The organism is Novosphingobium sp. SG919 (assembly GCF_012932495.1).
Lineage (GTDB): Bacteria > Pseudomonadota > Alphaproteobacteria > Sphingomonadales > Sphingomonadaceae > Novosphingobium > Novosphingobium rhizosphaerae.
The window spans coordinates 1,984,163-2,007,468 of record NZ_JABCNG010000001.1 but is presented as its reverse complement, the minus strand read 5'-3'; the positions used below and the strand labels follow the sequence as shown (position 1 = coordinate 2,007,468).

Here is a 23,306-nt window from a genome sequence, read left to right as displayed (position 1 = left end):
ATGCAAAGCGGCCCGCCCGCAACCGGTCAGAAGCGCACGCGCACGCGCGCCGACAGCCGCCGATCATCATACTTGAAATCGCGCAGATTGGCCGAAGTGCCAAGATAGCTGCGATAAGCGGTGTTGGTGACGTTGGAGGCATCGAGCGTGAGCGAGAGGTGCTCGTTGAAATCATAGCTCGCCGATGCATCGAGCACGCCATAGGGGCGGACGAATTCGGGTAGCGTCTGCGTGCCCACGCCGGTTGTGGTCAGCAGGTATTTGCTGCGCCAGTTATAGGCCAGGCGAAAGTTGAAGCCGAACTTGTCATAGAGCGCGATCAGGTTGAAGCTGTGCTTCGACAGGCCGATCAGCGGCACCGCCACCTGGTTGGTGCTGCCTGCCGTGCCTTGGGCGATCACGCCGGCGTTGCTGTCTGCCAGCGTGTAGTTGGCCTGAACCCCGAAGCCCGAGAGCCAGCCGGGCAGAAAATCGAAGAAGCGCTGTGCGCCGATTTCGAAACCCTTTACGCCGCCCTTCGACACGTTGACCAGCGTGGTCACATTGAATTCGACGTTGCCAACGCCTTCGATATCGCGCGTCATCGAATAAGTGCGGTTATCGACCAGATCGCGCAGGTTTTTCTTGAATAGCGTGGCATAGACATAGCCGGTGGGCGAGAAATACCATTCCAGCGAGGCATCGAACGACGTCACGCGCTCGGGCTTCAGGTTGGGATTGCCCGCAACCGTGCCGGTGCCGGCATAAGGGTTGGTCTGGGCGTCATAGGGCAGGCTGGGGTTGACGGTGGTCGGCGTGGTGCTGGTGCCGTTGTAGGTTGGCGTCAGCGAATAGCTGGGGTTGAGCTGGGTGAAATCAGGACGGTTGATGTTCTTGGAAAACGCGAAGCGAGCCTGGAGCGTGGGCGTCATTTTCAGGCGCAGGTTCACGCTGGGCAGCCACTTGGTATAGTCCTGCCCACCGATATAGGGCTCAACCACGGTGACGGCCGAGGTCGAACTGTCGGTGCGATAGCTCAGCACGCTCGATCCCACGCCGGTCTGCTTGGTCTGGACATAGCGCACGCCCGCGTTGCCGTCCCAGTCCATGCCCAGCACGGTGGATCCGAACATGGCGCGGATATAGGCCGAGGTGGTCTTTTCCGTGACGCGGCCGTTGAACGCGTCGGGTGAATCGAACGAGCGGAACGCAATGTTCTGGCCGGAAATGGCCTTCACATCGGCAAAGGCCTGGCTGGGATTGGCCGCCGAACTGAGCCGCCACTGCAAGACCTTGCCGAACACCGAACTTGCGGCCTGGCCGCGCAGCAGGGAGCTTTGCAGCGCATTGGCCTCGACGAATTCGGGGAAATCGGCCCCGGTGCACACCGAATTGGGGCAATTGGAGCCATCGATCGCCGTCCATGTGCCCCAGGTTGTATTGCGGTTGATCGCACGCTTGTTGGAATAGCGGGCGCCCACGGTGATCTTGCGCAGCAGGCCGCTTTCGCCAAAGTCCCAATCGAGATCGGCGCGCAGGCTGTCGGCATCGGCCTTGTTGTCTTCGGCATAGGGCTGGATCGCGGTAAACGCATAGTTGGCCGGATCGGTGAGATAGCCTGGCGTGTCGATCAACAGCGAGGGCGTCTTGCCGCGGGTATCGAACAGCAGATTGTAATGCTGGCCCGATTGCGCCGGCGTCAGCAGTGTCATCGTGAGGTTGACCTGCTGGACTTGCGCGGTCGAATGGATGTGCTGGTAATCCACCGAGGCATGCAGGTTGCTGGCCAGTTCCCACTTCATGCCCGCCGAATAATCGTTGGTCATGGTCTTGCGATTGCCTTGATAGACAACCGCAGCCCCGTTGGGATCTTGCAACGAACCCGAAGTCGCCACGCCGTTGTCGACCGTGTAGGTCGATCCCGGGGTTGGCGCCAGGTCGCTGCCATAGGCAAAGAACGACAGGCCATAGTCGTGATAGCGATAGTGCGCCGTCAGGAACTGCGCGTAGATTTCCAGGTTGCTCGAAGGCTTCCACTGCAGTGCGGCCGCGGCGCTGAAGCGCTTGCGGTCACCCACTGCATCGTTGAAGCCGCCGCCTCCCGGTACCTGCACGTTCTGCGTTTCATAGCCCGGCACCAGGGAGTCGAGCACCGTGGCGCCCGACATGGCGTTGGGGCCATGGTAGTAATACGGCTCCATCTGAACCGCATCCTGGCGGAACGCGGTTTGCTGCCACGAGGCGTTTACCAGGAAGCCGATCTCACCCAGCCCGGTTTCCCAGCGATTGCTGTACAGGCCCGAAGCGCCGAAATGCTGCTTCTTGGCAAAATCGTAGTTCGTGGTGCTGCCGGTCAAAGACACGACCTGGCCCTTGGAATCAAAGGGCATGCGCGTGCGCAGGTTGACCGTACCGCCCAGCGAACCTTCGATCAGTTCGGCCGACGGGTTCTTGTAGACATCCACCCCCGAAAGCAGATCGGGACCGATTTCTTCCAGCGATAGGCCGCGCCCGCCGTTGGCCGAGAAGATGTCGCGGCCGTTCAGTTCGGTGCGCACTTCGGTAAGCCCGCGAATGGCGATCGCGCTGCCTTCGCCACGATTGCGTTGGATCTGAATCCCCGAAATGCGCTGCAGCGCTTCGGCCACGTTGGTGTCGGGCAGGCGGCCAATGTCCTGCGACGTGATCGAGTCGACCAACTGGCTGGCGTTGCGCTTGATCGCCTGGGCCGTTGCCAGGCTCTGCCGCAGCCCGCTGACCACGATGGCACCCTGGGTGGTGCTATCCTCATCTGCGCTGGCTGGCGGTGCACCGGTGGTGGTGGTGGTGACGGTGGATTGCGGCGTTTGGGGCGCCGTCGCGTCGGTTTGCGCTGCGGTCTGGGCCACTGCGTGATGGCTGCACGCCAGCGCCAATGCGAGTGTCGACGCCCCACCGAAAACCTGTCTGATCGCAATCACGAATTGCCCTCCCATGATCCAGGCCGCGCATCGCGGCATCTGCGTTGTGAGCGGTATCATAGTGCAACTTGCCACAAATGAAAATACAAATGCATATGTGAAAATTATCGAGGTGCTTTGCGGTGATCGAGGCGACGGAAGGTGAGGCGTGAAGGTGAACTTAAAATATTGAATACAAATAAATAAAATTCAGCTGGTGGCGCGCTCTCGGCGTATCTTGCTTGGCCTGCCCGCGCGGGGAACCGCCCTTGTTATCAGCCTCGCGTGATGCCGATTGCCAGCCTCATGGCCTTCGTCCGAGTCTCGAACGAAATCCGTCATTGCATAAACGATAATTGCATTTCATATTTGCAATCAATTCCGCAACCGCGTGCAAGGCCATTCCATGAAAGCGATCGTTTGCCAGAAGCCGTTTGAACTTTCGGCGGCCAACCGGGCCTCGCCCGGCGCCGGGGAAGGCGAGGTGCTGGTCAGGATGCGGCGCGTGGGGCTATGCGGCACCGATTATCACATCTTCACCGGGAACCAGCCGTTCCTGAGCTACCCGCGTGTCATCGGCCATGAACTGGGGGGCGAAGTGGTGGAAGCGCCGGCGGGTTCCGCGTTCCGCGCCGGCCAGACGGTGACGATCAATCCCTACCTACCCTGCGGCAAATGCGTTGCCTGCCGTCGCGGTAAGCCCAACTGTTGCGTCAACATCGCAGTGCTGGGGGTCCATGCCGATGGTGGGCTGTGCGAATGGATCGCCGTGCCCGAACAAGCGGTGATGGACGTGGATGGCCTGTCGTTCGATGAAGCGGCGATGATCGAATTCCTGGCCATCGGCGCCCATGCCGTTGCGCGGGCCGGTGTTACCGCAGGCGATCGCGTGCTGGTTGCCGGCGCTGGGCCGATCGGTGTGGCGGTTGCCCTGTTCGCCCAACTCGATGGCGCGCTGGTGACTTTGCTCGATACGCGCGCCGCCCGCCTGGACTATGCCCGCGATGCGCTCGGCTTTGCCGATGTGCTGCTGGTGGATGCGGATCTCAACGCCAACCTGGCCGCTCGCACGAACGGCGATTTCTATGACGTGGTGTTCGATGCCACCGGCAGCATCGCGGCGATGCAGCGGGGCCTGGATTTCGTGGCGCACGGCGGCACTTACGCCTTGGTCAGCGTGGTGAAGGACGACCTCGTGTTTCCCGATCCGGAATTCCACAAGCGCGAAACCACGCTGCTTGCCTGCCGCAATGCCTTGAAGGCGGATTTCGAACGGGTGATCGCGGCGATGCGCAGCGAGGCCATCCCCGTGGCGGCGCTGCACACCCACAGCGTGCAGATGGCGGATCTGCCCGATCAGATGGCCATTCTGATCGCCGATGCCGACCGGATCTTGAAAGCTATTGTGGAAGTCTGACCGATACGGTGTGTTAGGCCCCGGCGCAGATCGGGTTGATAAGACAAGCAACAGGAGAAGGATTGATGCACACTGCGCCGCAGGCCGGCAGTGACCCGGCCAAGGCAGGGCCGGCAGACGAGGGGCATTCCGGCGCGGGCGGGTTCATCCTTCCGGGCTTCGGCGTGGCGTTCGCGCTGGTCGTCAGCCTGTTCTTCCTTTGGGCCCTGGCCAACAATCTCAACGATATCCTGATCCGGCAATTCCAGAAGGCGCTGGGCCTCAACCGGGCAGAGGCTGGGTTTATCCAGTTCGTGTTCTACATCGGCTATTTCACCATGGCCTTGCCGGCCGGCATCATCATGCGCCGTTATGGCTATCGTGCGGGCATCCTGGTTGGCTTGACGCTCTATGCCGTGGGTGCGTTCCTGTTCTATCCTGCCTCGCTTGCACGCACCTTTTCCCTTTTCCTGGCCGCGCTTTATGCCATCGCGGCGGGCGCCGCATTTCTGGAAACCGCTGCCAACCCCTGCATTGCGGCGTTTGGTGCGCCGGCTGCCGCGTCGCAGCGCCTCAACCTGGCGCAGGCGTTCAACGGGATCGGCGGTGTCGTGGCGCCGCTGATCGGCGGGCTCTTCATCTTTTCCGGCGTGGAGCATTCCAGCGCCGCGCTGGCAGCGATGAGCGCGGCGCAGCGGGCGGCCTATCGGGCGAGCGAGGCGCAGACGGTGCAGGTGCCCTACCTCGTGCTCGGCCTGGCGGTCCTGCTGGTTGGGCTTGCCTTTGTCTTTGCCCCGCTGCCCAGGCTCCAGGCCGGCGCGGCGGCGCCCCTGCAAGCCGGTGCCGCGCGCCGCCTGTTGGCGCGCCCAAAGCTGCGCAGCGCAGTCATCGCCCAGTTCCTGTACAACGGCGCGCAGGTGGGCATCTGGAGCTTCTTCATCGATTTTGCCAAGGATGCCCTGCCGACGATCACCGAGCGGGAGGCGGCATACCTCTTGTCGTTCAGCCTGGTCCTGTTCATGCTTGGGCGCTTTGCCGGCGCGGCGCTGATGATCCGGTTTCGCCCGGCGGTGCTGCTGGTGGGCTATGCGGTGGTGAACATGGTGCTGATGGCGCTGGCCGTCTTGTCGGGCGGCACGGCGGCGGTTGCGGCGCTCATCCTGTCGAGCTTCTTCATGTCGATCATGTTTCCCACGATCTTTGCCCTCGGCATCGAGGATCTGGGCCCGCTGATGCCCTTGGGTGCGTCGTGCCTTGTCATGGCGGTCGTTGGCGGCGCGGTTGTTCCTCCGCTGATGGGACAGATCGCGCTTCATGCCGGGTCGCTGCATCCGGCGCTGGTGCTGCCGCTGCTGTGCTTTGCCGGCGTGGCGTTTTTTGCCCGCCGCCTGGGTGAAAGGGTGGCCGTGGCATGACCGGCTTTGCCACGCGCCTGGGGTTCGGCGGCAGTTCGTTGGGCAATCTCATGGCCCCGGTTTCGGCCGAAGACGCCGCCAGCACCGTGAACAAGGCCTGGGAGCTGGGTCTGCGCCACTATGATACCGCCCCGCATTATGGGCGCGGCCTGGCCGAGCGGCGGCTGGGCGATGCCTTGCGCGCTCGTACCGGCTTCACCCTCTCGACCAAGGCGGGGCGGGTGCTTGAGCCCGATACCGCCATGGGCAGGGCCGGCCTGCACGATGGCTTCGTTTCGCCCATGCCGTTTCGCGCCCGTTACGACTATTCGGCCGCTGGCATCCTGCGCTCGCACGAGGCCAGCCTGCACCGCCTGGGCCTGGCCTATATCGACCGGCTCCTGGTCCACGATATCGGCAGCCAGACCCACGGCGCCAATCATGGCGGGCATTGGCACGATCTGTTGCAGGGTGGCGGCTGGCGCGCGCTGCAACGTCTGCGGGAAGATGGCTGCATCGGCGGCATCGGCCTCGGCGTCAACGAAACGGCCGTCTGTCTCTCGCTGCTTCAGGAAACGCAGGTCGATACCATCCTGATTGCCGGCCGCTATACCCTGCTCGACCAATCGGCCCTCGATGCCTTGTTGCCGGCCTGCCTCAAGGCGGGGACGCAAGTCTGGCTGGCCGCGCCGTTCAATGGGGGCATCCTGGCCACGGGGCCGGACGGGCCGGGCACGCCCTATTATGACTATGCCCCCGCTGCGCCCGAACTCGTGGCCAAGGTGCGCCGGATCAACGCGGTCGCTGCGCGGCATGGCGTGCCTTTGCCCGCCGCCGCATTGCAGTTCCCGTTGCATCATCCGGCCGTCGCCCAAGTGATCGCGGGTTTTCGCCACCCCACCGAGGTGGAGCGCGCCATGGCCTGGTTGAAGTGGCCCATTCCCGCCGATTTCTGGGCGGAATTGAAAGCGCAAGGCCTGTTGCGAGAAGACGCATCATGCGGGTAATCGATGCCCACCAGCATTTCTGGGACCTGGCAACGCCTGGCCATGAATGGCCGACGCCGGCCCAAGCGGCGATCCACCGCAATTTCGGCCCGGCCGATCTGTTGCAGGAAGCGGCGGCGGTGCCGCTTGCCGGGACGATCCTGGTCTAGTCCCAACCCAGCGATACCGATACCGATTGGATGCTGGCGCTCGCCGATGCGACACCATGGGTATTGGGCGTGGTTGGCTGGGTGGATCTGGCGGCGCCGGGGGCGGCAGCCAGGGTTGCTGCGTTGGCCGGGCACGGCAAGCTGCGGGGCCTGCGCCCCATGCTGCAGTCCATTGCGGATAGCGCGTGGATCTTGGGAGACGCGCTGACCCCTGCGCTCGAGGCGATGCTGGCACACGGCTTGCGCTTCGACGCCTTGGTCCAGCCGCGCCACCTGCCGATCCTGGAAGCGTTTGCCCGGCGTTGGCCCGATTTGCCGATCGTGATCGACCACGCGGCCAAGCCTTTTGCTGCGCGCAATGAACTGGACCCGTGGCGCGATGACATGGCGCGCCTGGCTGATCGCGGCCTGTGGTGCAAGCTGTCAGGCTTGCGGACCGAGCAGGCTGCACATCAGGACGCCGAAGCGCTGGCGCCATATGTCGAACATCTGGCGCGGTGTTTTGGCGACAGGTTGCTGTGGGGCAGCGATTGGCCGGTGCTGCATCTTGCCGGTGATCGCTATGCCGATTGGCTGACAGCGGCGCAGCGACTGGCTGCCGCAGCCGGGCTGGCACCGCAGCGGCTGTTCGTGGACGCGGCCCGGGCTTTCTACGGCGTCTGATCGCACCTTCCCGCCATTAGGGTGCGGCGCGGACAGGATTGGAAAAGATCGGGTCGCTTTCTTCCAGCGTCGGGTCGCGCCCCAGGAACAGGCTGGCCAATACGCCCCGAAGCCAGCGGACCGCAGGATCGTCGTGCACGCGCCGGTGCCAGAATTGCTTGAGCACGATGGCGGGAATGGCAAGCGGCGGATCGACGCTAGTGACCGGCGCCATGTGGGAAAAGGCACGTGCCACCGCTTGCGGCACCGTGGCGATCACGTCGGACTGCGCGATCAGGAGCGGCAGGCTGAGGAAGTGTGGTGATTGGATCACCACGCGCCGCGATAGCCCCAGCTCTGTCATGTGCGTTTCGAAGATTTCCTGGCTTCGCCCTTCCTGCGAGACGACCGCATGGTCGGCGGCAAGAAACGCATCGAGCGTCAGCCGCGTGGCGAGCAAGGGGTGCCCGCGCCGCATCATCACGGCAAACGGATGGGTAAACAGCGTTTGCTGATAGGTCGCGCCGTCGGCCAGATCGGGGAAATAGCCCAGGGCAAGGTCGATCGTGCCATCGGCGATGCCTGCGCGGATGTCTCGCGGTGAAAGCGAGACGCTGCGCACCGTGACAAGCGGGGCAGCCTGGGCAAGCCTCGCCACAAGGCGGGGCAGGAACACCAGTTCGCCGATATCGGACAGGCAGATGGTGAAGCGCCGCTGTGCCGTGGCGGGCGCAAACCGCGTTTCCTTGAGGATTTCGCCGCGCACGGTCTGCAAGACCCGGCGGATTGGATCGCGCAACGTTTCGGCCAGCGGCGTGGGGGCCATGGCGTTGCCGCTGCGCACGAACAAGGCATCGCCAAAGGTCTGGCGCAGCTTGCCCAGGGCATAGCTGACCATCGGCTGGCTCATCCCCAGCCGCTCGGCCACGCGCGTGGTGGTGCGATCTTCGAACAAGGCGTCGAGCACCACCAGCAGGTTCATGTCGAGGCGGGAGATATTCATATTCTGGATTTAGGCTATCGAGGTTATCAGGTAAACAGCGTGACGTTGCCCCTCTATGCCGGACACACAAGCAAGCGGTGGAACGAGGGGCCATGACTGTCACGACGAGCGAACCGGCAAGCATTGCGTTGGACCCATTCAGCCCGGCGTTCCTGGCCGATCCTTATGCCCATCACGCCACGCTGCGCGAAGCAGGGCCGGTGCTGTGGTTCCCGCGCTATGGCGTGTTTGGCGTCGCGCGCCATGCGCAAGTGCAGCAGGTGCTCACCGATTGGCAGACATTCTGTTCCAGCCGGGGGGTGGGATTGGCCGATTTCGCGCGCGAAACGCCATTCCGCACGCCCTCGCTGCTGCTCGAACGCGATCCGCCGCTGCATCGGCAAACCCGCAGCGTGATGAACAAGGTGGTTGCCCTGTCGCGGCTCAAGGCCTTGGCCCAAGGATGGCGATCAGTGGCGGCGGACCTGGTGGAAGCGGCGGTGAAACGCGGCCGGTTTGATGCCGTCACCCAGCTTGCCGAGCTGTTTCCGCTGCGCATCTTCCCCGACATGGTCGGCCTGCCGCCTGACGGGCGCGATCACCTGCTGGCCTATGCCACGTCGGTCTTCAACGCCTTTGGCCCGCGCAACGCCGTGTTCGAACAAAGCCTGGTGGGGATCGAGGCAGCGCAGGCGTGGATAGCCGATGCCTGCCGCTATCAGAACCTGCAACCGGGCGGGTGGGGGCGGGATGTCCATGATTTCGGACGCGAAGCCGGTCTGGCCGAGCCGGAATGCGAGCTGCTGGTTCGCTCGCTGTTGTCGGCCGGCGTGGACACCACGATCAACGGCATCGGCAACATGATCCACGCCTTTGCCCGGCATCCCAAAGCCTGGGCGGCCGTGCGCAGCGATCGATCGCTGGTCAAGCGCGCGTTCGAGGAAGCGCTGCGCTGGGAAGGGACCGCGCAGGTTTTCTTCCGCACGACCACGCGCGCGGTCGAGCTTGGCGGCGTTTCCCTTCCTGAAGGCGCAAAGATCGTCACGTTCCTGGCCGCGGCAAACCGCGATCCGCGGCAATGGAACGATCCCGACCAATTCGTGATCACGCGGCAGACCAGTGGCCATGTCGGCTTCGGGTTCGGCATTCACCAGTGCCTGGGGCAGATGATCGCCCGGCAGGAGGCGGAAATCGTGCTGGACGCGCTGGTCGATCGCGTCGCAGCGCTGCGCCTGGCCGCGCCGCCCACGCGCCGGATCAACAACACGCTCTATGCCTTGGCGAACCTGCCGCTGGAAGTCGAGCTGGCCTGAGGGCCACCATGACTGGCGCGGTGCCGTCAGGCTTCCCAATAGGGCGGGTCGCCAAAGCTACGCCGCAGGCTTTCGCCCAGGGCCTGGATTTTCGCCGCCGCGCCGTGATCGCGCGGATAAGTCAGGAACAGTTCCGCGCCTTCTGCCGGCGCGCCGACGTCGATTTCCACTAGCGCGCCATTGCGGATTTCCGCGTGCACGAAAAAAGAGGGCAGCAGTGCCAATCCCAGGCCGGCGAGGGCAGCGTCGCGCATCACGAGGCCGTTGTTGACGCGCAAGGGCGCCTTGGGCCTGACCACCGACCAGCCCGCACTCACGGCAAAGCGCCAGTCGCCCGCCCGGTTGGCATAGAGCACGCCGCGATGGCGTTCGAGATCGGGCAGCGAGGCAGGGACGCCGTGCAAGGCAAGATAGGCTGGTGAGGCAACCAGCAACCGCCGGCTGCGCGCCAGGCGCCGCGCGATGAGGCGGCCATCCCCGATCGCGCCGTGCCGCAAGACCGCATCGAACCCGCCGGTTGCGGCATCGACAAAGCTGTCGTCCAGTTCGAGGGCCATCTCGATGCCGGGATGATCGTGCAGGAAGCGGGCAATGGCGGGGCCAAGGTGCAGCGTACCAAATCCCACTGGGGCAGAGATGCGCAGCGGTCCCGCCAGCTTGCCGCTGCTGGCGTCGAGTTCGGTCATGGCCTCTTCCATTTCGCGCAGGATGCGCCGTGCGCGGGGGAGCAGCGCCTGGCCCGCGCTCGTCAGGGTCAGCTTGCGAGTGGAGCGCTGGATCAGGGTCACGCCGAGCGATCGTTCCAGTTCGGCCAGCCGTTCGCTGACCACCGACTTGGCAAGGCCAAGCCGCCGTGATGCCGCGCTGATCGACGTCTCATCAACCGTGGCGACGAATGCGGCAATACCGTCAACTTTCATCATTGTTCGGATTTTCCGTCATCCAGTTCCAGAATTGTATGGCTAGTTCGAACGATGCATCGTTGGCATCTTCAGGTCCAGACAGCGGGAGGGGCCTGACACGCAAAAGGTTCGCTCTTGCTGGAAATCGATTCACAGGAGACTGATCATGCGTGATTTTGCCGGAAAGAATATCCTGATCCTCGGCGGCAGCCGGGGCATCGGTGCTGCAATCGTTCGCCGCTTCAGCGCGGCTGGCGCTTCGGTTGCCTTCACTTATGCAGGCTCGCACGACGCGGCCAACGCGATAGCCGCCGAGACGGGCGCCAAGGCAATCCAGGCGAACAGCGCCGACCGCCCAGCGCTCATTGCCACCGTGGCCGAACGCGGCGCGCTCGATGTCCTGGTCGTCAATGCCGGCACGCTGGTGCTTGGCAACCCGCTGGACCTGGATGCCGATGACATCGATCGCATGATCGACGTCAACATCCGGGCGCCTTATCATGCTGCTGTAGAAGCGGCGCGGCGCATGAACGATGATGGCCGGATCATCGTCATCGGCTCGGTCAATGGCGATCGCATGCCCTTTGCCGGCGGCGCCGCCTATGCCATGACCAAGGCGGCCCTGCAGGGCATGGTGCGGGGGCTGGCCCGCGATTTCGGCGATCGCGGGATCACGGTCAACAGCATCCAGCCTGGGCCGACCGACAGCGACATGAACCCGGCCGAAGGGCCGATGGCAGCGATGATGCACGGCTTCATGGCGATCAAGCGCCACGCGCGGGGCGACGAGATTGCCGAACTGGCTGCCTACCTTGCCGGGCCACATGGCGCCATGATCACCGGCTCGATGCAGACCATCGATGGCGGCTTTGGCGCCTGATCGGCCCGCAAGAATGCGCCGTGCCTGCGCGGGAGAGGGGCGGCCGACGCTGCGCCTCTCCCGCCGCGGGGCGGTCAGGCCCCGACCGGGATCGGGTTTTCCACCAGGCTCTGGTTGAACGCGTCGAACAGGGCATGCTCGTTTGCGCCCGGATTGTCGCGCAGCGGGCGGACGGCCTCGACGATCACTTCGGGATCGTCCGCCGCCAGGGCGACCAGCGTCTGCTCGATGAAATCGGGCAAAGGCATCGCGCGGGGGTCTCCGCTCTTGTAGATCAGATCGGTATCCACCCACGGCGGCGCGATTTCCTGCACGCGCACATTGGTGTTCCGCAACTGGAAGCGCTGTGACAGCGCGAAGGAATGGAGCGCCGCCTTGGTGGCCGAATAGACCGCGTTGCTCGCGATCCGCACAAAGGCCAGGACGCTGCTGGTATAGAGCACGGTGGCGTCCGCCTTGGTCTTGAGGTGCTCGATCAAGGCCGATGTCACGCGGATCGGGCCCAGCAGGTTGGTGGTGATCAGGTCCTGCGTCAGCGCGTCGTCCACCGGGCCGGAAACATCGTCGAACGGCAGGAAGCCGGCGTTGTTGAATACCACGTTGAGATCGGGGTGCTTTTCGATCAGCTCGCGTGCCGCCGCCTGGATGCTGTCGAGGCTGGTAACATCCAGCGTGATGGCGGCCATTCCCGGGTTGGCTGCGGTCACTTCCGCCAGCAGCGCGGTGCGCCGGCCCGAGATGATCACCTTGTTGCCAAGTTTGTGCAGCGCTTCGGCAAGGCCGCGGCCAATGCCGCTGGTGCCGCCGGTGATGAAGATGGTGTTGCCGGTCAGTTTCATCGGTTCAATCCTGTCTGCTTGGTGAGGGTGGGGACGGGTTCAGGCCGCGGCGTGGAAGCGCGGGGCGGACTGGGTCGCCGACAACTGCGGGCCAAGGGCGCGGCGCGCAGCTTCGAAGGCGTGCCACAGTTCCACGTCGCGCAGTGCCGGGATCGTGCTGGTTTCGCCTTGGTCGAGCCCGGCCAGCGCGGCGTCGACCATGTCTTCGGCCCGCATCACGATTTCGCTGGGCAGATGCTCCACCGGCAGGCCGCCAAGCGCCCAGAAGTCCGTGCGGGTTGCGCCGGGCAGCACCGCCTGGGCGCGAATGCCCTGTGCGGACAGTTCGTGGTTGAGCGACGTGGTGAAGGCCTGCACGAAAGCCTTGGTGCCGCCATAGACGCCGTTGAGCAGTTCGGGCGCCACGGCCACGATCGAAGCGATGTTGATCACCGTGCCGCCGCCGCGCGCCACGAAGCCCGGCACCGCGGCATAAGTCAGCCGCATCAGCGCGGTAACGTTCAGGCGCACCATGGCTTCCATCCGCTCCACATCGCTTTCCAGCAGCGTGGTGTGGGTGCCGATGCCGGCATTGTTGACCAGCACCGAAATGCTCGCGTCTTCGCGCAGCACCGTTTCGACCCGCGCCAGATCGGCAGTATCGCCAAGGTCGGCGGCCAGGACTTCCACCGCACGGCCCGTCTTGTCCGAGATCGTCGCGGCGAGCGACTGGAGCTTGTCCTTGTTGCGCGCCACCAGGATGAGATCGTGGCCGCGCGCGGCCAGGCGATTGGCATAGATCGCGCCGATCCCGGTGGAGGCGCCGGTGATAAGTGCAGTACCCTTGGTGTTCATGGCCTTGGTCCTTGTCTGGCAAGAGAGCGTGCTTGCTCTCGACACGGACCTTATGGACCTGATGCGTGATGTCTGATATGACGTAGAAAGTACGTTTTCAGGACATAAGATCGGAAACCACCGTGCCACATGTTTCGATGGTGCTGACGCCAGGATTTCAGTTTCTCGCGCTGGGCGTGCAGGCGGCCTTCGAACTCGCCAACGGTCTGCAGGGCGAAGACTATTACACCTTGTCGATTGCCTCGGTCGATGGCGGGCCGATCATGTCGTCGAGTGGCTTTGCCGTTCCCACCGTCCGGCTTGATGATGTTGGACCGATCGACACGTTGCTGCTCTTGGCCGGCCTGGTGCCGCCGCCCCAGCAGGACGAGGCGGTGCTCCAAAGGCTGCGCACCATGGCAAAGGAGGCGCGCCGGGTGGCCGGGCTTTGCACCGGGGCATTCCTGCTGGGCCAGATGGGCTTGCTCGATGGCCGGCGGGCGACCACCCACTGGTCTTACGCGCGCGAGATGCGGGCAGCCTTTCCCGATGTGCGGGTGGAGGATGACCGCATCTTCATCAATGAGGGGCCGGTCTGGACATCGGCAGGGCTGACTGCGGGGCTCGACCTTGCAGTGGCCCTGATCGAAAAGGATCTCGGCCGCGACGTGGCATCGGCAGTCGCCCGCCGGCTTGTCATGCATCATCGCCGCGCGGGCGGACAATCACAGCATTCGGAACTGCTGGAACTTTCGCCGAGCAGTGACCGTATCCAGAAGGCGCTGATCTTTGCCAAGGCGCATCTCGCCAATCCGCTCACCGTGGAGGAGCTGGCTGAGGTTGCGGCACTTTCCCCGCGCCAGTTCAGCCGCGCCTTCCGCGCCGAAACCGGCCAGACGCCGGCCAAGGCGGTGGAGCAGATCCGCCTGGAAGCCGCGCGCCTGATGATCGAGGAAACGCGCCACCCGATGGACCAGATCGCGCAGGAAAGCGGCTTTGTCGATCTGCGCCGCATGCGCGAAGCCTTCATGCGGCAGTATGGGCAGCCGCCGCAAACCCTGCGCCGGCTTGCCCGGGCGGCGTGATGGACGCGCGATAAACCCCGCGCCACGGCGGGGCGCGCCGTGGCAACGGTGCTGATCAGGCCTTGCTGCGGATCGTGCGGCCGGCGTCAGGCCGCCGGCTGGGGGCCCGCCTGATCGTCGAGGGCAAGTGCGCGGATGGCGGCGGGGCGGTTGCGGCACCTTTCGAGATAGGCATCGAACAGGGCGTCGGCCGGAAAGGCCGCGCGGCCAAACGTCATGGCGCTGCTGATCAGCAAGTCAGCCCCGGTGAACGCGTCTCCCATGACATAAGGGCCCGCGGCGAGCGCATTTCTCAACCGCGCGACGACCGCGTCATGGCCGCGTTGCTTCTGCGCCGAACCAGCAAGGTCGCCAGCCTGGGCAGCGAACAGCGCAGGTTCCAGTTCGGCAACGTACCACGCCATCCACGTGAGGTAATCGCCGCGGCCCGTATCGGCCTGGGCCGGGGCAAGGTTCGCTTCGGGAAAGGCGTCGAGCAGATAGAGCACGATCGCAACCGATTCCGCGAGCAGCCTTCCATCATGGACGACGGCGGGCACGCGCTTGTCGGGATGGGGATTGGCCGGGTCGGGCTGCCCGTCACCGGTCATCGGCCGGAAGATGGAGACCGGGCGGATTTCATAGGGAACGCCGATCTCTTCAAGCAGCCAGATCATGCGGGACGAGCGCGACTTGGGCGCGTGGAAAAGGGTAATCATCGAGCGGTTCCTCTCAAGGCAAGGGGTTATGCACCGGTGTGCAGAACGATTTACCTTGTACACCGACCCTGCTGACAGCATTCTGTCAGCAGGAGATGCCATCATGCGCAGAGCGGATCGATTGTTCCAGATCATCCAGATTCTTCGTCGCTCGTCGCGGCCGGTGACTGCCGCAGAGATCGCCCGTGAACTCGAGGTTTCGCAGCGAACGGTCTATCGCGACGTGGCCGATCTGATCGCCCAGCGCGTGCCGGTGCAGGGAGAGGCCGGGTTCGGCTATATCCTCGACGATGCGTTCGACATGCCATCGCTCATGCTGACACCCGACGAGATCGAGGCAGCCGTGCTGGGTGCCCAGTGGGTGGCAAGTCGCGGTGACCCGGTGCTTGCCAACGCCGCGCGCGACCTGATCGCCAAGATCACCCGCGTCGTGCCCGACCAGTTGCGTGCCCTTATCGCCGATCCGGCCATCGGCACGCGGTCGATCACCACGCCAGTCCCCGATGGCATCGACCTTGCCCGCGCGCGCGAATGGATCCGCGCCGGCTGCAAGATCGAGATCGATTATATCGACCAGCACGGCCATCAGACCTGCCGCGTCGTCTGGCCGGTCATCGTCGGCTTCCTTGACGAAACCCGGATGCTGGCTGCGTGGTGCGAGCTGCGGCAGGATTTCCGGCATTTCCGGGCCGATCGTATCCTCGCCGCGCGTTTCCTGGAGGAACTGCACGGCATCCGGCCGGCCGCACTGCGCCAGCGGTGGAAGCGCGACATGATGGAACGGCGCAATGCCGCCGCCACGCCGCCATGACCGGCCGCAAAGGCTCTCGCGTCAGTTGAGCGCCTGCATCGCCGGATCGAACAACTCGTCCAGGCTGATCTTGCGCGGGATGATCCGCTGCTCGTAAGCCAGCTGGAGCGCCCGAGATCGCGCGCCAGGCCGATATCGTCGTTGCCGCGGCGGGATCGCCCGCGCTGGTGCGTGGATTCTGGGTAAAGCGGGGCGCGGTGGTCATCGACGTCGGCATCACGCGGCTGGCGGGGAGTGCGGGGCAGAAGGATCGCCTGGTCGGCGATGCCGCGATCGATGAAATGGACCATGCGCGCGCAGTCACGCCGGTGCCGGGGGGCGTTGGAGCGATGACCATCACCTGCCTGCTGTCGAACACGATCAAGGCTGCGCAAGCAGGGGGCCTAACGCCCGCATGAACGAGCGTTTTGGCGCCGTAATGGACACGGAAGCTTTGCCGCATCGCGCGCGATGTTCATGCAGCCGGTCTGGCGGCATTTAAAATTCGCTTTGATCGAGGTTAGTTTTCAGGCCGCTGCCGGCGCCGTTCACTCTGCCGAACGTTCATGTGGAAACGCGCGGGCTATCCGCGATCGTGATGAGGACCTCCGCATGACCACAACCACCAAGACCACCAAGGGCAAGGCCTCGGCACCCGCATCCAAGACCGCCCGCAAGACCGCGCGCGCCGCGTCCAAGCCGAGCGATGCGATCAAGCTGCTCAAGGACGATCACAAGGAAGTGAAGGACTTCTTCAAGAAGTACGAAACACTGGAAGACGATGCCGAAAAGCAGGCACTGGCCGACAAGATCTGCCTTGCCCTGATCGTTCATGCCCAGATCGAGGAAGAGATTTACTATCCCGCCACGCGCGAGGCGATCGATGACGATGATCTGCTCGACGAGGCCGAAGTGGAGCACGCCAGCGCCAAGCAACTGATCGCCGAAATCCAGGCGATGAAGGCTGGCGACCGCCTGTTCGACGCCAAGGTGACCGTGCTGGGCGAATATATCAACCACCACGTCGAGGAAGAAGAAGGCGAGATGTTCCCCGAAAGCAAGGACAGCGATCTCGACCTTCAGAAGCTTGGTGAACAGCTGGCCGCGCGCAAGGCCGAACTGATGGCCCAGGCGAGCAAATGACCCTGATGCGCCGGCGATCGCCGGATGATCGCCGGCGCGTCCTCCATCGGCAGGGCCTGCCGCGTGGATGAGTGGGCAGGCACGAATTGCGACTGCCTGGTGATTGGCGGTGGGCCCGCGGGCCTGACCGCAGCGATTTATCTCGCACGGTTCAATCTTTCCGTCACCGTCGTCGATGGCGCCCAAAGCCGGGCGGCATCGATCCCCATGTCGTACAACACGCCCGGCTTTCCCGATGGGATCGCCGGGCCGGTGCTGCTTGACCGCATGCGCCGCCAAGCGCGCGGGTTCGGTGCCAATCTGCGGCGGGGCGAGGTAACCGGGCTTGTGCGAAGCGGCCCTGGCTTCGTCGCGAGCACGGCACAAAGCACCATTCGGGCCCAGGCCGTGCTGCTGGCAACCGGTGTCGTCAATCATCGGCCTCAACTGTTGAGCGAGGCGGACCACGACCAGGGCGTTGCCCGCGGGCTTATCCGCTATTGCCCGATCTGCGATGGCCATGAAGCCAGCGAATTGAACATTGCCGTGTTCGGCACGGGCGAAAGAGGCTGCGGCGAAGCGCTGTTCTTGCGGTCCTTTTCCTCGCGCATCACCCTTGTCGCCCCGGCATCGGGCCACGACCTGGACGCCACAGCTTTGGAGAACCTCGCCGATGCGGGCGTTATCCTGGCGGGGCGGTGCCATGCGATGCGGCTGGGGCTCGACAAGATCGAACTCGATATCGAGGGGGAAACGCGCGCTTTCGACACGTTGTACCCCGCGCTCGGATCGACGGTGCGCTCGCAACTTGCCCAGCACCTGGGCGCCGACCTTGCCGCCGAAGGATGCGTGTTGGTCGATAGCCACCAGCGCACTTCGCTGCCCGGTCTCTATGCGGCCGGCGATGTCGTGCTTGGTCTGGACCAGATCACCCATGCCATGGGGGAGGCGGGGGTTGCCGCAACCACGATCCGTAACGATCTGGCTGCGGCAAACCCCTCATTCCTGTTCAGCTCTGCGCGTCAAGATCGACCGTGAGTTCACGCGGCCAATAGCGCAAGGTGCGGCAGGCCGTGATGAACGCGGTTGCATCCTCGGTCACGTCAAGCGGCAGGCAGGCTTCATCGAGTAAACCGGCAACGCCGGCGGCAACCAACAGCGTTTCGGCCTGGGCCGAAAAGCCGATGAACTTGCAGTGGGCAAAGGCATCGGTGACGAAGTCCTTGGCCGCCGCATCGCGCGCCAGCAGGTCTGCGCCATCGGTCGAAACCACGATCGCCACCGCATCGAACAGCACTGACGGGCCGCCGTCGATCTTGTGCTTGGCAGCAAGCGTCGTTCCGTCCGACAGCGTGACGCCGCCGATCTTGGGCGCGACGATTTCGTAGACCGCGCCTTCGGCTTCAAGCGCATCGACCAGCCCCAGCACCAGATCGACATCGGCATCGTCGCTGACCAGAATGCCGAGCTTGCGACCCTTGAAGCTTTCTGGGTTGTTCTTGACGATGCTGAGCTTGTCGGACGTGGGCAGGTCCGTCATCGTCTCGCGCGCCGCGACGGCCGCCTCGGGAAGCGCGAGGCCAAGGCCATCGGCCACGGTGGCCGCCAGCGTTTCATCGATGTTGCGCAGGTGCGAGACAGTGCGTGCGCGAATGTCCGGCCGCTCCACTTTCGACAGCTCGAACACCAGCGCATCGCCGATGTGCTTCTGCTCGATCGCCGCCTGGCTCATATAGAACTGCCGGGCCTGGCTGTAGTGATCGGCAAAGCTTTCCGAGCGCACCCGCTGCTTGGGCCCGTCGGCAGTCTCGGCGTGGGTGACGAACCCGCGGGCGGGGTCTTCGCGTGGGCCGCCCTGGGTGGGACCCCAGCTGTTGGGCTCATAGTTGGCGCGGCCCTTGGGGTTGCGCATGGCCATGTGGCCGTCCTGCTGGAAATGCGCCATCGGGCATTTCGGCGCGTTGATCGGGATATGCGTGAAGTTGGGGCCGCCCAGGCGCTTGATCTGCGTGTCGAGGTACGAAAAGTTGCGGCCCTGGAGCAGCGGATCGTTGGAGAAATCAATGCCCGGCGGCACGTTTTGCGTGCAGAAGGCAACTTGTTCGGTTTCTGCAAAGAAGTTGTCGACCACCCGATCGAGCACGAGGCGGCCGACGATGCGGATCGGCACCAGCTCTTCGGGAATGAGCTTGGTGGCATCGAGCACGTCGAAATCGAAGCTATCGGCAAACGCGTCGTCGAACAGCTGGACGCCCAGATCCCATTCGGGGAAATCGCCGGCGTTGATGGCATCCCACAGATCGCGCCGGTGGAAATCGGGATCGGCCCCGTTGATCTTGACCGCTTCGTTCCACACGACCGATTGCAGGCCCTGGCGGGGCTTCCAATGGAATTTCACGAAGGTCGATTTGCCTTCGCCATCGACCAGGCGGAAAGTGTGGACGCCAAAGCCTTCCATGGTGCGGAAGGAGCGCGGAATGGCGCGGTCCGACATGGTCCACATGATCATGTGGAAACTTTCCGGGCTCAAGCTGATGAAATCCCAGAAATTGTCATGGGCGGTCTGCGCTTGCGGAAACATGCGGTCCGGCTCGGGCTTGGCGGCGTGGATCAGGTCGGGAAACTTGATGGCATCCTGGATGAAGAACACCGGGATGTTGTTGCCCACCAGGTCCCAGTTGCCTTCCTGGGTATAGAGCTTGACCGCAAACCCGCGCACGTCGCGGGCAAGGTCGAACGAGCCCTTGGAGCCTGCAACCGTTGAGAACCGCACGAACGCCGGCATGCGTTCGCCCACCCGCTGGAACACGTCGGCGCGGGATACGTCGGCCAGGCTGTCGGTCAGTTCGAAATAGCCATGCGCGCCATAGCCGCGCGCGTGCACGACGCGTTCGGGAATGCGTTCATGGTCGAAATGGAAGATCTTTTCGCGGAAATGGAAGTCTTCCAGCAGCGATGGGCCGCGCGCGCCCTGATGCAGGCTGTTCTGGTCATCGGACACCGGAATGCCTTGCTGCGTGGTAAGCGTTGCCACGTCGCCATCGGCAACCTGGTGCGTCTCGCCGCCATCGCCCAGCGGTTCGTCGAACGAAAAGCTGATGTCGGCATCGGCGGGCACGGGCGATGCCTTTGCTGGCGTCTCTCCGCCCAGGTCCGTCCCGGAAAGCTGCGCAGGCGCCAAAGTGCCGGGGGGTGGTGCGGAAGATTCCGTGTTCTCGGGCTTGATCGCCATGTCGTGTCCTTGTCGGTGAGCGGATTGTCAGCTGGATTGATCGCTGCGAGCGGTGGTGCCGGCGCCGCCAGCAAAAGCATGATGGCGTCGTAAGTTACGCGCAGCGTCTCGACCGGAACCCCAGGGGATCAGGGAAGTTGCAGGAACGCGGATCAAACTAACCTGCGTTGATACGATTGATGGCAGCTTACCGTCCGCATGCCGCGCACCTGCTTCGTGGTGCGGCAACGGGCATACGCGCGACGTGAGAGGAGAGCGTGCATGTTCACCGAGAGGTTTCTACGCGGCAAACGCGGCGTCAGGCTGGATGACGATGAACGCGCGGCCCTGGAATCAGCAGTCGTGGAGGTGAACACCCTGCCGCCGCGAGCAACGATCGTGCGCGCCGGGGTGAAACTCGATTACAGCACGCTGCTGATAGAAGGCATCGTGTCTCGCTACATCGATGATCGCCGCGGGTTGCGCCAACTGGTTGCGGTGCATTTTCCCGGCGATTTTGTTGATCTGCATGCTTTTCCCTTGGGAGAGCTGGACCACGATGTGCAGACTGTCACCGCGGCCAAGACCGCCACGATCCCGCATTCCGCATTGGAGGCTATCTTGGTGGGGCGGCCCCACCTCATGCGCAAGTTGTGGTTTGCCACGCTGATTGACGCGGCCATCCACCGCGCCTGGCTGTTCCGCCTGGGCCGGCTGGATGCCATGGGGCGGGTCGCGCATTTCCTGTGCGAAACCAATGCGCGGCTGGTGTCGGCGGGGTTGAGCGATGGCCACCGCTTCACCCTGGCGCTGACCCAGGCCGATCTTTCCGAAATTTGCGGCCTGACGAATGTTCACGTCAACCGGGTGATGCGCAAGTTGCGCGAAGAACGGCTATGCGTATTCCGCTCGTCGCTCGTCGATATTCCCGATCCCGATCGCCTGGCCGCGCGGGGCCAGTTCAACCCGGACTATCTCTATATCGCCCAGTCGTTGTCGCCGGTATCGGTGGCGAACGCCCGATCAAGATGATCGGCGCCAAGCGAAGTGGTTTGGCGAGGTTGGCCGCGTTGCCGCTCGGTCCCAGCTCAAGATCAGGCGGCCGCTGGCAGGAACCCGATATTCCACCCGGCCGGTTGCGCGGTGATCAATGCCGCGGGCTGGTGCGGGTGGATGACGCCGAAGCCACCCCGCTGCCTGCCTGGCGGCAAACCATGTCGGTGCCGTTGCGCTTGCCAATGCCTGCCGCAGCTTTGCCGCCGCGGCGGACTGCGTCACGTCGCCCACCTATGTGCCCGATCTGCCACGCGTGACGGTCGATCTGGTCATCGATGGCGAAACGGGCCTGTGGCATCTTGCCAATGCTGGCGCCGTGTCGTGGGCCGATTTCGCCGTCGACCTGGCCACCGCGCTCAACCTTCCGACCGGGCGGATCGAGGCACTGCCGCAAGCGGCAATGGGTTGGGTCGCCGCGCGCCCGCGTCACGCGCCACTTGGCACGGAACGCGGAATGATGATGCCCACGCTGACGGCAGCGATCGCGCAATTCGCCAGCATGCTGGAACTGCCGACGCGCTTGACGCCAGCGGTTCCAGCCATGGCCTGAATGGAGAGCGCGGTGCCCTGGGGGATACCTTACCCCTTGGAACAGGCGTATTTCGCCCTTGGCCAATGCGCATTGGCAATCGGCCGCGCCGCTGAGGGGGTTGCTCATCGCCCGTTTTGTGCAATAGCGCAGTCAAATTGCCGCATGCCATTCGGGCTTTGCGGTGGATCGCATGGACGCCCAGCCTGCCGGAGACTCGCCGTGTCGCAACCCACCAATGACGCCCACGAGGTCAAGGTAGACCGTCGGCGCCTGCGTACCCGATCGGCATTGATCGGGGCGGGGCAGCGCCTGTTTGCCGCGCGTTCGATCGACGGCGTGACGATCGACGATATCGTCGCCGCAGCCGATGTCGCCAAGGGCAGTTTCTATAACCATTTCGACGACAAGGAGAGCTTGGCCGGCGCGATCGTCGATCTGGTACAAGGCGATTGCGAACGCGAGGTGGCCAGTGCCAACCTTGATGTGACCGATCCGGCCAGTCGCGTCGCGAGGGCCATGGCGGCGTTGATCCGCTACGCTCGCGCGCACCCGGATCGCTATCGCTCGATGGTCAGCCTGTCCAAGCGGCGCACCAACATCGAGGCTCCGATCAACGCCGGGCTGCGCCGCGACATCGCCGCCGGGCTCGATGTTGGCCAATTCAGCGGCATCACCCTGCAGGGCGGGATGCTCACCGTCTTCGGGCTGATCGCCACCGCCGTGGAGTATCTTTCAGCAACCCGCGCGCGCAGCGCCCCGCCCGAGGTCGCGCGCGAAATGGCATTCATCCTGCTGCGCGCGCTGGGCGTGAGCACCCGGCGTGCGCAGTCGATTGCCGAAAAGGCAGTCGCCGATCTGTTTCCCGAGCCAGCGGACGAAGACGACCACCTCGGCGGTGCGATCTAGGTCGTGACCTATCCTGCTGGGGCCGACGTGCTGGCGAACAGGGCGCCGTCAAAGTCGTAATCGGGCACGCCGCCTGGCCGGATATGGCGCGCGCCCTCGGGGTAGGGCGCCGAGCCAAAGCGGATCAGTTCGCCCATCGGGTCTCCGCGCAGATAGCGGGCGAGCAACACTTCGGGATCGAAGTCGACGCCGATCGGATTGATGTCGAAATAGGGGCTGCGCATGTAGGCGTCGGCTTGGGCGCAAGCCATGGTGTCGAACTGGGTTTCGACCTGGTTGCCATCGGGATCGCGATAGTAGATCGACATCGTGAACCCGTGGTTGAGGCACCAGTCCGGCCTGATCCCCAAGGCCTTGAGCCGTTGGTAGGTGGCGAGCAGGCCACCGAGCGAGGCATAGCTGAACGCATAGTGCTCTAGGCCGGAGGCGCGGGGCTGGACCGGGGCCAGCCCGGGCATGGCGATGATCACCACGCGGTGGTGTTCCTCGTCATAGCGCAGAAAGCTGGCAAAGGCGTTTTCATAGGCCACCCGGGCGTTCAGGAACGCCAGGTAGAAATCGCGCATGACCGCAAACTGCGCGGTGCGCAGCACGATATGGGCCAATTGCGAAGGGCGGATGTCGCTGCGGGCCAGGATCTCCTCGCGGGCGGTTTCTTCGGATATTGCCAT

At 64.2% G+C, this 23,306-nt stretch carries 22 protein-coding genes and 1 pseudogene; 15 read left to right on the top strand and 8 right to left on the bottom strand.

What is annotated here, in order from left to right:
* Nucleotides 1-26: 26 nt before the first annotated feature.
* On the bottom strand, nucleotides 27-2,939 hold the full coding sequence (locus FHT19_RS08970) for a TonB-dependent receptor (RefSeq protein ID WP_248290340.1): 2,913 nt from the start codon (nucleotides 2,937-2,939) through the stop codon (nucleotides 27-29).
* A 385-nt stretch (nucleotides 2,940-3,324) separates the two neighbouring features.
* Between FHT19_RS08970 and FHT19_RS08965 the strand changes: the two genes are divergently transcribed.
* From FHT19_RS08965 to FHT19_RS08950, 5 genes are all read left to right on the top strand, one after another.
* The gene (locus tag FHT19_RS08965) at nucleotides 3,325-4,335 is read left to right on the top strand and encodes a zinc-binding alcohol dehydrogenase family protein (protein ID WP_169474645.1); all 1,011 of its coding nucleotides are present in this window, start codon (nucleotides 3,325-3,327) and stop codon (nucleotides 4,333-4,335) included.
* Nucleotides 4,336-4,400: 65 nt separating this feature from the next.
* Nucleotides 4,401-5,729 carry an L-fucose:H+ symporter permease gene (gene fucP, locus FHT19_RS08960; RefSeq protein WP_169474644.1) on the top strand — a complete coding sequence of 443 codons (1,329 nt, stop codon included), beginning with the start codon at nucleotides 4,401-4,403 and terminating at the stop codon, nucleotides 5,727-5,729.
* Nucleotides 5,726-6,715, top strand: coding sequence for an aldo/keto reductase (locus FHT19_RS08955; RefSeq protein ID WP_169474643.1), 990 nt, complete (start codon nucleotides 5,726-5,728; stop codon nucleotides 6,713-6,715). Before fucP ends, FHT19_RS08955 begins: the two co-directional genes overlap by 4 nt.
* Nucleotides 6,706-6,864: a hypothetical protein gene (locus tag FHT19_RS24390; protein WP_248290339.1), complete on the top strand. Its 159-nt coding sequence runs from the start codon at nucleotides 6,706-6,708 to the stop codon at nucleotides 6,862-6,864. The genes FHT19_RS08955 and FHT19_RS24390 overlap by 10 nt, the downstream gene beginning before the upstream one ends.
* A gap of 30 nt (nucleotides 6,865-6,894) precedes the next feature.
* Nucleotides 6,895-7,527, top strand: coding sequence for an amidohydrolase family protein (locus tag FHT19_RS08950; protein ID WP_248290338.1), 633 nt, complete (start codon nucleotides 6,895-6,897; stop codon nucleotides 7,525-7,527).
* Nucleotides 7,528-7,543: 16 nt separating this feature from the next.
* On the opposite strand, the gene FHT19_RS08945 is transcribed toward FHT19_RS08950, so the two are convergent.
* Nucleotides 7,544-8,509 (bottom strand): LysR family transcriptional regulator, encoded by a 966-nt coding sequence (locus FHT19_RS08945; protein ID WP_211184738.1) that lies wholly within the window; start codon nucleotides 8,507-8,509, stop codon nucleotides 7,544-7,546.
* A 92-nt stretch (nucleotides 8,510-8,601) separates the two neighbouring features.
* On the opposite strand from FHT19_RS08945, the gene FHT19_RS08940 reads away from it, so the two are divergent.
* Nucleotides 8,602-9,801 (top strand): cytochrome P450, encoded by a 1,200-nt coding sequence (locus tag FHT19_RS08940; protein ID WP_169474642.1) that lies wholly within the window; start codon nucleotides 8,602-8,604, stop codon nucleotides 9,799-9,801.
* 26 nt (nucleotides 9,802-9,827) lie between these two features.
* Here the strand turns inward: FHT19_RS08940 and FHT19_RS08935 are convergent, their stop codons facing one another.
* A complete protein-coding gene (locus FHT19_RS08935) occupies nucleotides 9,828-10,724 on the bottom strand; it encodes a LysR family transcriptional regulator (protein WP_169474641.1) in 897 nt (298 codons plus the stop codon).
* A 145-nt stretch (nucleotides 10,725-10,869) separates the two neighbouring features.
* On the opposite strand from FHT19_RS08935, the gene bdcA reads away from it, so the two are divergent.
* Nucleotides 10,870-11,583, top strand: a complete 714-nt coding sequence (gene bdcA, locus FHT19_RS08930) for an SDR family oxidoreductase (RefSeq protein WP_169474640.1) — start codon at nucleotides 10,870-10,872, stop codon at nucleotides 11,581-11,583.
* Between the two features lie 74 nt (nucleotides 11,584-11,657).
* Here the strand turns inward: bdcA and FHT19_RS08925 are convergent, their stop codons facing one another.
* The gene (locus FHT19_RS08925) at nucleotides 11,658-12,422 is read right to left on the bottom strand and encodes an SDR family NAD(P)-dependent oxidoreductase (protein ID WP_169474639.1); all 765 of its coding nucleotides are present in this window, start codon (nucleotides 12,420-12,422) and stop codon (nucleotides 11,658-11,660) included.
* 39 nt (nucleotides 12,423-12,461) lie between these two features.
* Nucleotides 12,462-13,256, bottom strand: a complete 795-nt coding sequence (locus FHT19_RS08920) for an SDR family oxidoreductase (RefSeq protein ID WP_169474638.1) — start codon at nucleotides 13,254-13,256, stop codon at nucleotides 12,462-12,464.
* A gap of 122 nt (nucleotides 13,257-13,378) precedes the next feature.
* On the opposite strand from FHT19_RS08920, the gene FHT19_RS08915 reads away from it, so the two are divergent.
* Nucleotides 13,379-14,320: a GlxA family transcriptional regulator gene (locus tag FHT19_RS08915; RefSeq protein ID WP_248290337.1), complete on the top strand. Its 942-nt coding sequence runs from the start codon at nucleotides 13,379-13,381 to the stop codon at nucleotides 14,318-14,320.
* An 86-nt stretch (nucleotides 14,321-14,406) separates the two neighbouring features.
* Here FHT19_RS08915 and FHT19_RS08910 read toward each other — a convergent pair whose 3' ends face one another.
* Nucleotides 14,407-15,018: a glutathione S-transferase gene (locus FHT19_RS08910; protein ID WP_169474637.1), complete on the bottom strand. Its 612-nt coding sequence runs from the start codon at nucleotides 15,016-15,018 to the stop codon at nucleotides 14,407-14,409.
* A gap of 103 nt (nucleotides 15,019-15,121) precedes the next feature.
* On the opposite strand from FHT19_RS08910, the gene FHT19_RS08905 reads away from it, so the two are divergent.
* From FHT19_RS08905 to FHT19_RS08890, 4 genes and pseudogenes are all read left to right on the top strand, one after another.
* Nucleotides 15,122-15,829, top strand: coding sequence for a YafY family protein (locus FHT19_RS08905; protein WP_169474636.1), 708 nt, complete (start codon nucleotides 15,122-15,124; stop codon nucleotides 15,827-15,829).
* Between the two features lie 110 nt (nucleotides 15,830-15,939).
* Nucleotides 15,940-16,227 (top strand): annotated as a pseudogene (locus FHT19_RS08900) (bifunctional methylenetetrahydrofolate dehydrogenase/methenyltetrahydrofolate cyclohydrolase); the annotation flags it as partial.
* 193 nt (nucleotides 16,228-16,420) lie between these two features.
* On the top strand, nucleotides 16,421-16,951 hold the full coding sequence (locus FHT19_RS08895; RefSeq protein WP_168555176.1) for a hemerythrin domain-containing protein: 531 nt from the start codon (nucleotides 16,421-16,423) through the stop codon (nucleotides 16,949-16,951).
* 99 nt (nucleotides 16,952-17,050) lie between these two features.
* On the top strand, nucleotides 17,051-17,968 hold the full coding sequence (locus FHT19_RS08890) for an NAD(P)/FAD-dependent oxidoreductase (protein ID WP_248290336.1): 918 nt from the start codon (nucleotides 17,051-17,053) through the stop codon (nucleotides 17,966-17,968).
* Here the strand turns inward: FHT19_RS08890 and FHT19_RS08885 are convergent.
* The gene (locus tag FHT19_RS08885; RefSeq protein WP_169474634.1) at nucleotides 17,940-20,162 is read right to left on the bottom strand and encodes a catalase; all 2,223 of its coding nucleotides are present in this window, start codon (nucleotides 20,160-20,162) and stop codon (nucleotides 17,940-17,942) included. The two genes, FHT19_RS08890 and FHT19_RS08885, sit on opposite strands and share 29 nt — an antisense overlap.
* 261 nt (nucleotides 20,163-20,423) lie before the next feature.
* On the opposite strand from FHT19_RS08885, the gene FHT19_RS08880 reads away from it, so the two are divergent.
* The 3 genes from FHT19_RS08880 (at nucleotide 20,424) to FHT19_RS08870 (ending at nucleotide 22,635) form a co-directional block, all read left to right on the top strand.
* Complete coding sequence (locus tag FHT19_RS08880) at nucleotides 20,424-21,173, top strand: Crp/Fnr family transcriptional regulator (RefSeq protein ID WP_169475007.1); 750 nt, start codon at nucleotides 20,424-20,426, stop codon at nucleotides 21,171-21,173.
* Nucleotides 21,174-21,342: 169 nt separating this feature from the next.
* Nucleotides 21,343-21,747, top strand: a complete 405-nt coding sequence (locus tag FHT19_RS08875; protein ID WP_169475006.1) for a sugar nucleotide-binding protein — start codon at nucleotides 21,343-21,345, stop codon at nucleotides 21,745-21,747.
* 201 nt (nucleotides 21,748-21,948) lie between these two features.
* The gene (locus FHT19_RS08870) at nucleotides 21,949-22,635 is read left to right on the top strand and encodes a TetR/AcrR family transcriptional regulator (protein ID WP_169474633.1); all 687 of its coding nucleotides are present in this window, start codon (nucleotides 21,949-21,951) and stop codon (nucleotides 22,633-22,635) included.
* Between the two features lie 8 nt (nucleotides 22,636-22,643).
* Here FHT19_RS08870 and FHT19_RS08865 read toward each other — a convergent pair whose 3' ends face one another.
* Nucleotides 22,644-23,306 carry a VOC family protein gene (locus tag FHT19_RS08865; protein WP_169474632.1) on the bottom strand — a complete coding sequence of 221 codons (663 nt, stop codon included), beginning with the start codon at nucleotides 23,304-23,306 and terminating at the stop codon, nucleotides 22,644-22,646.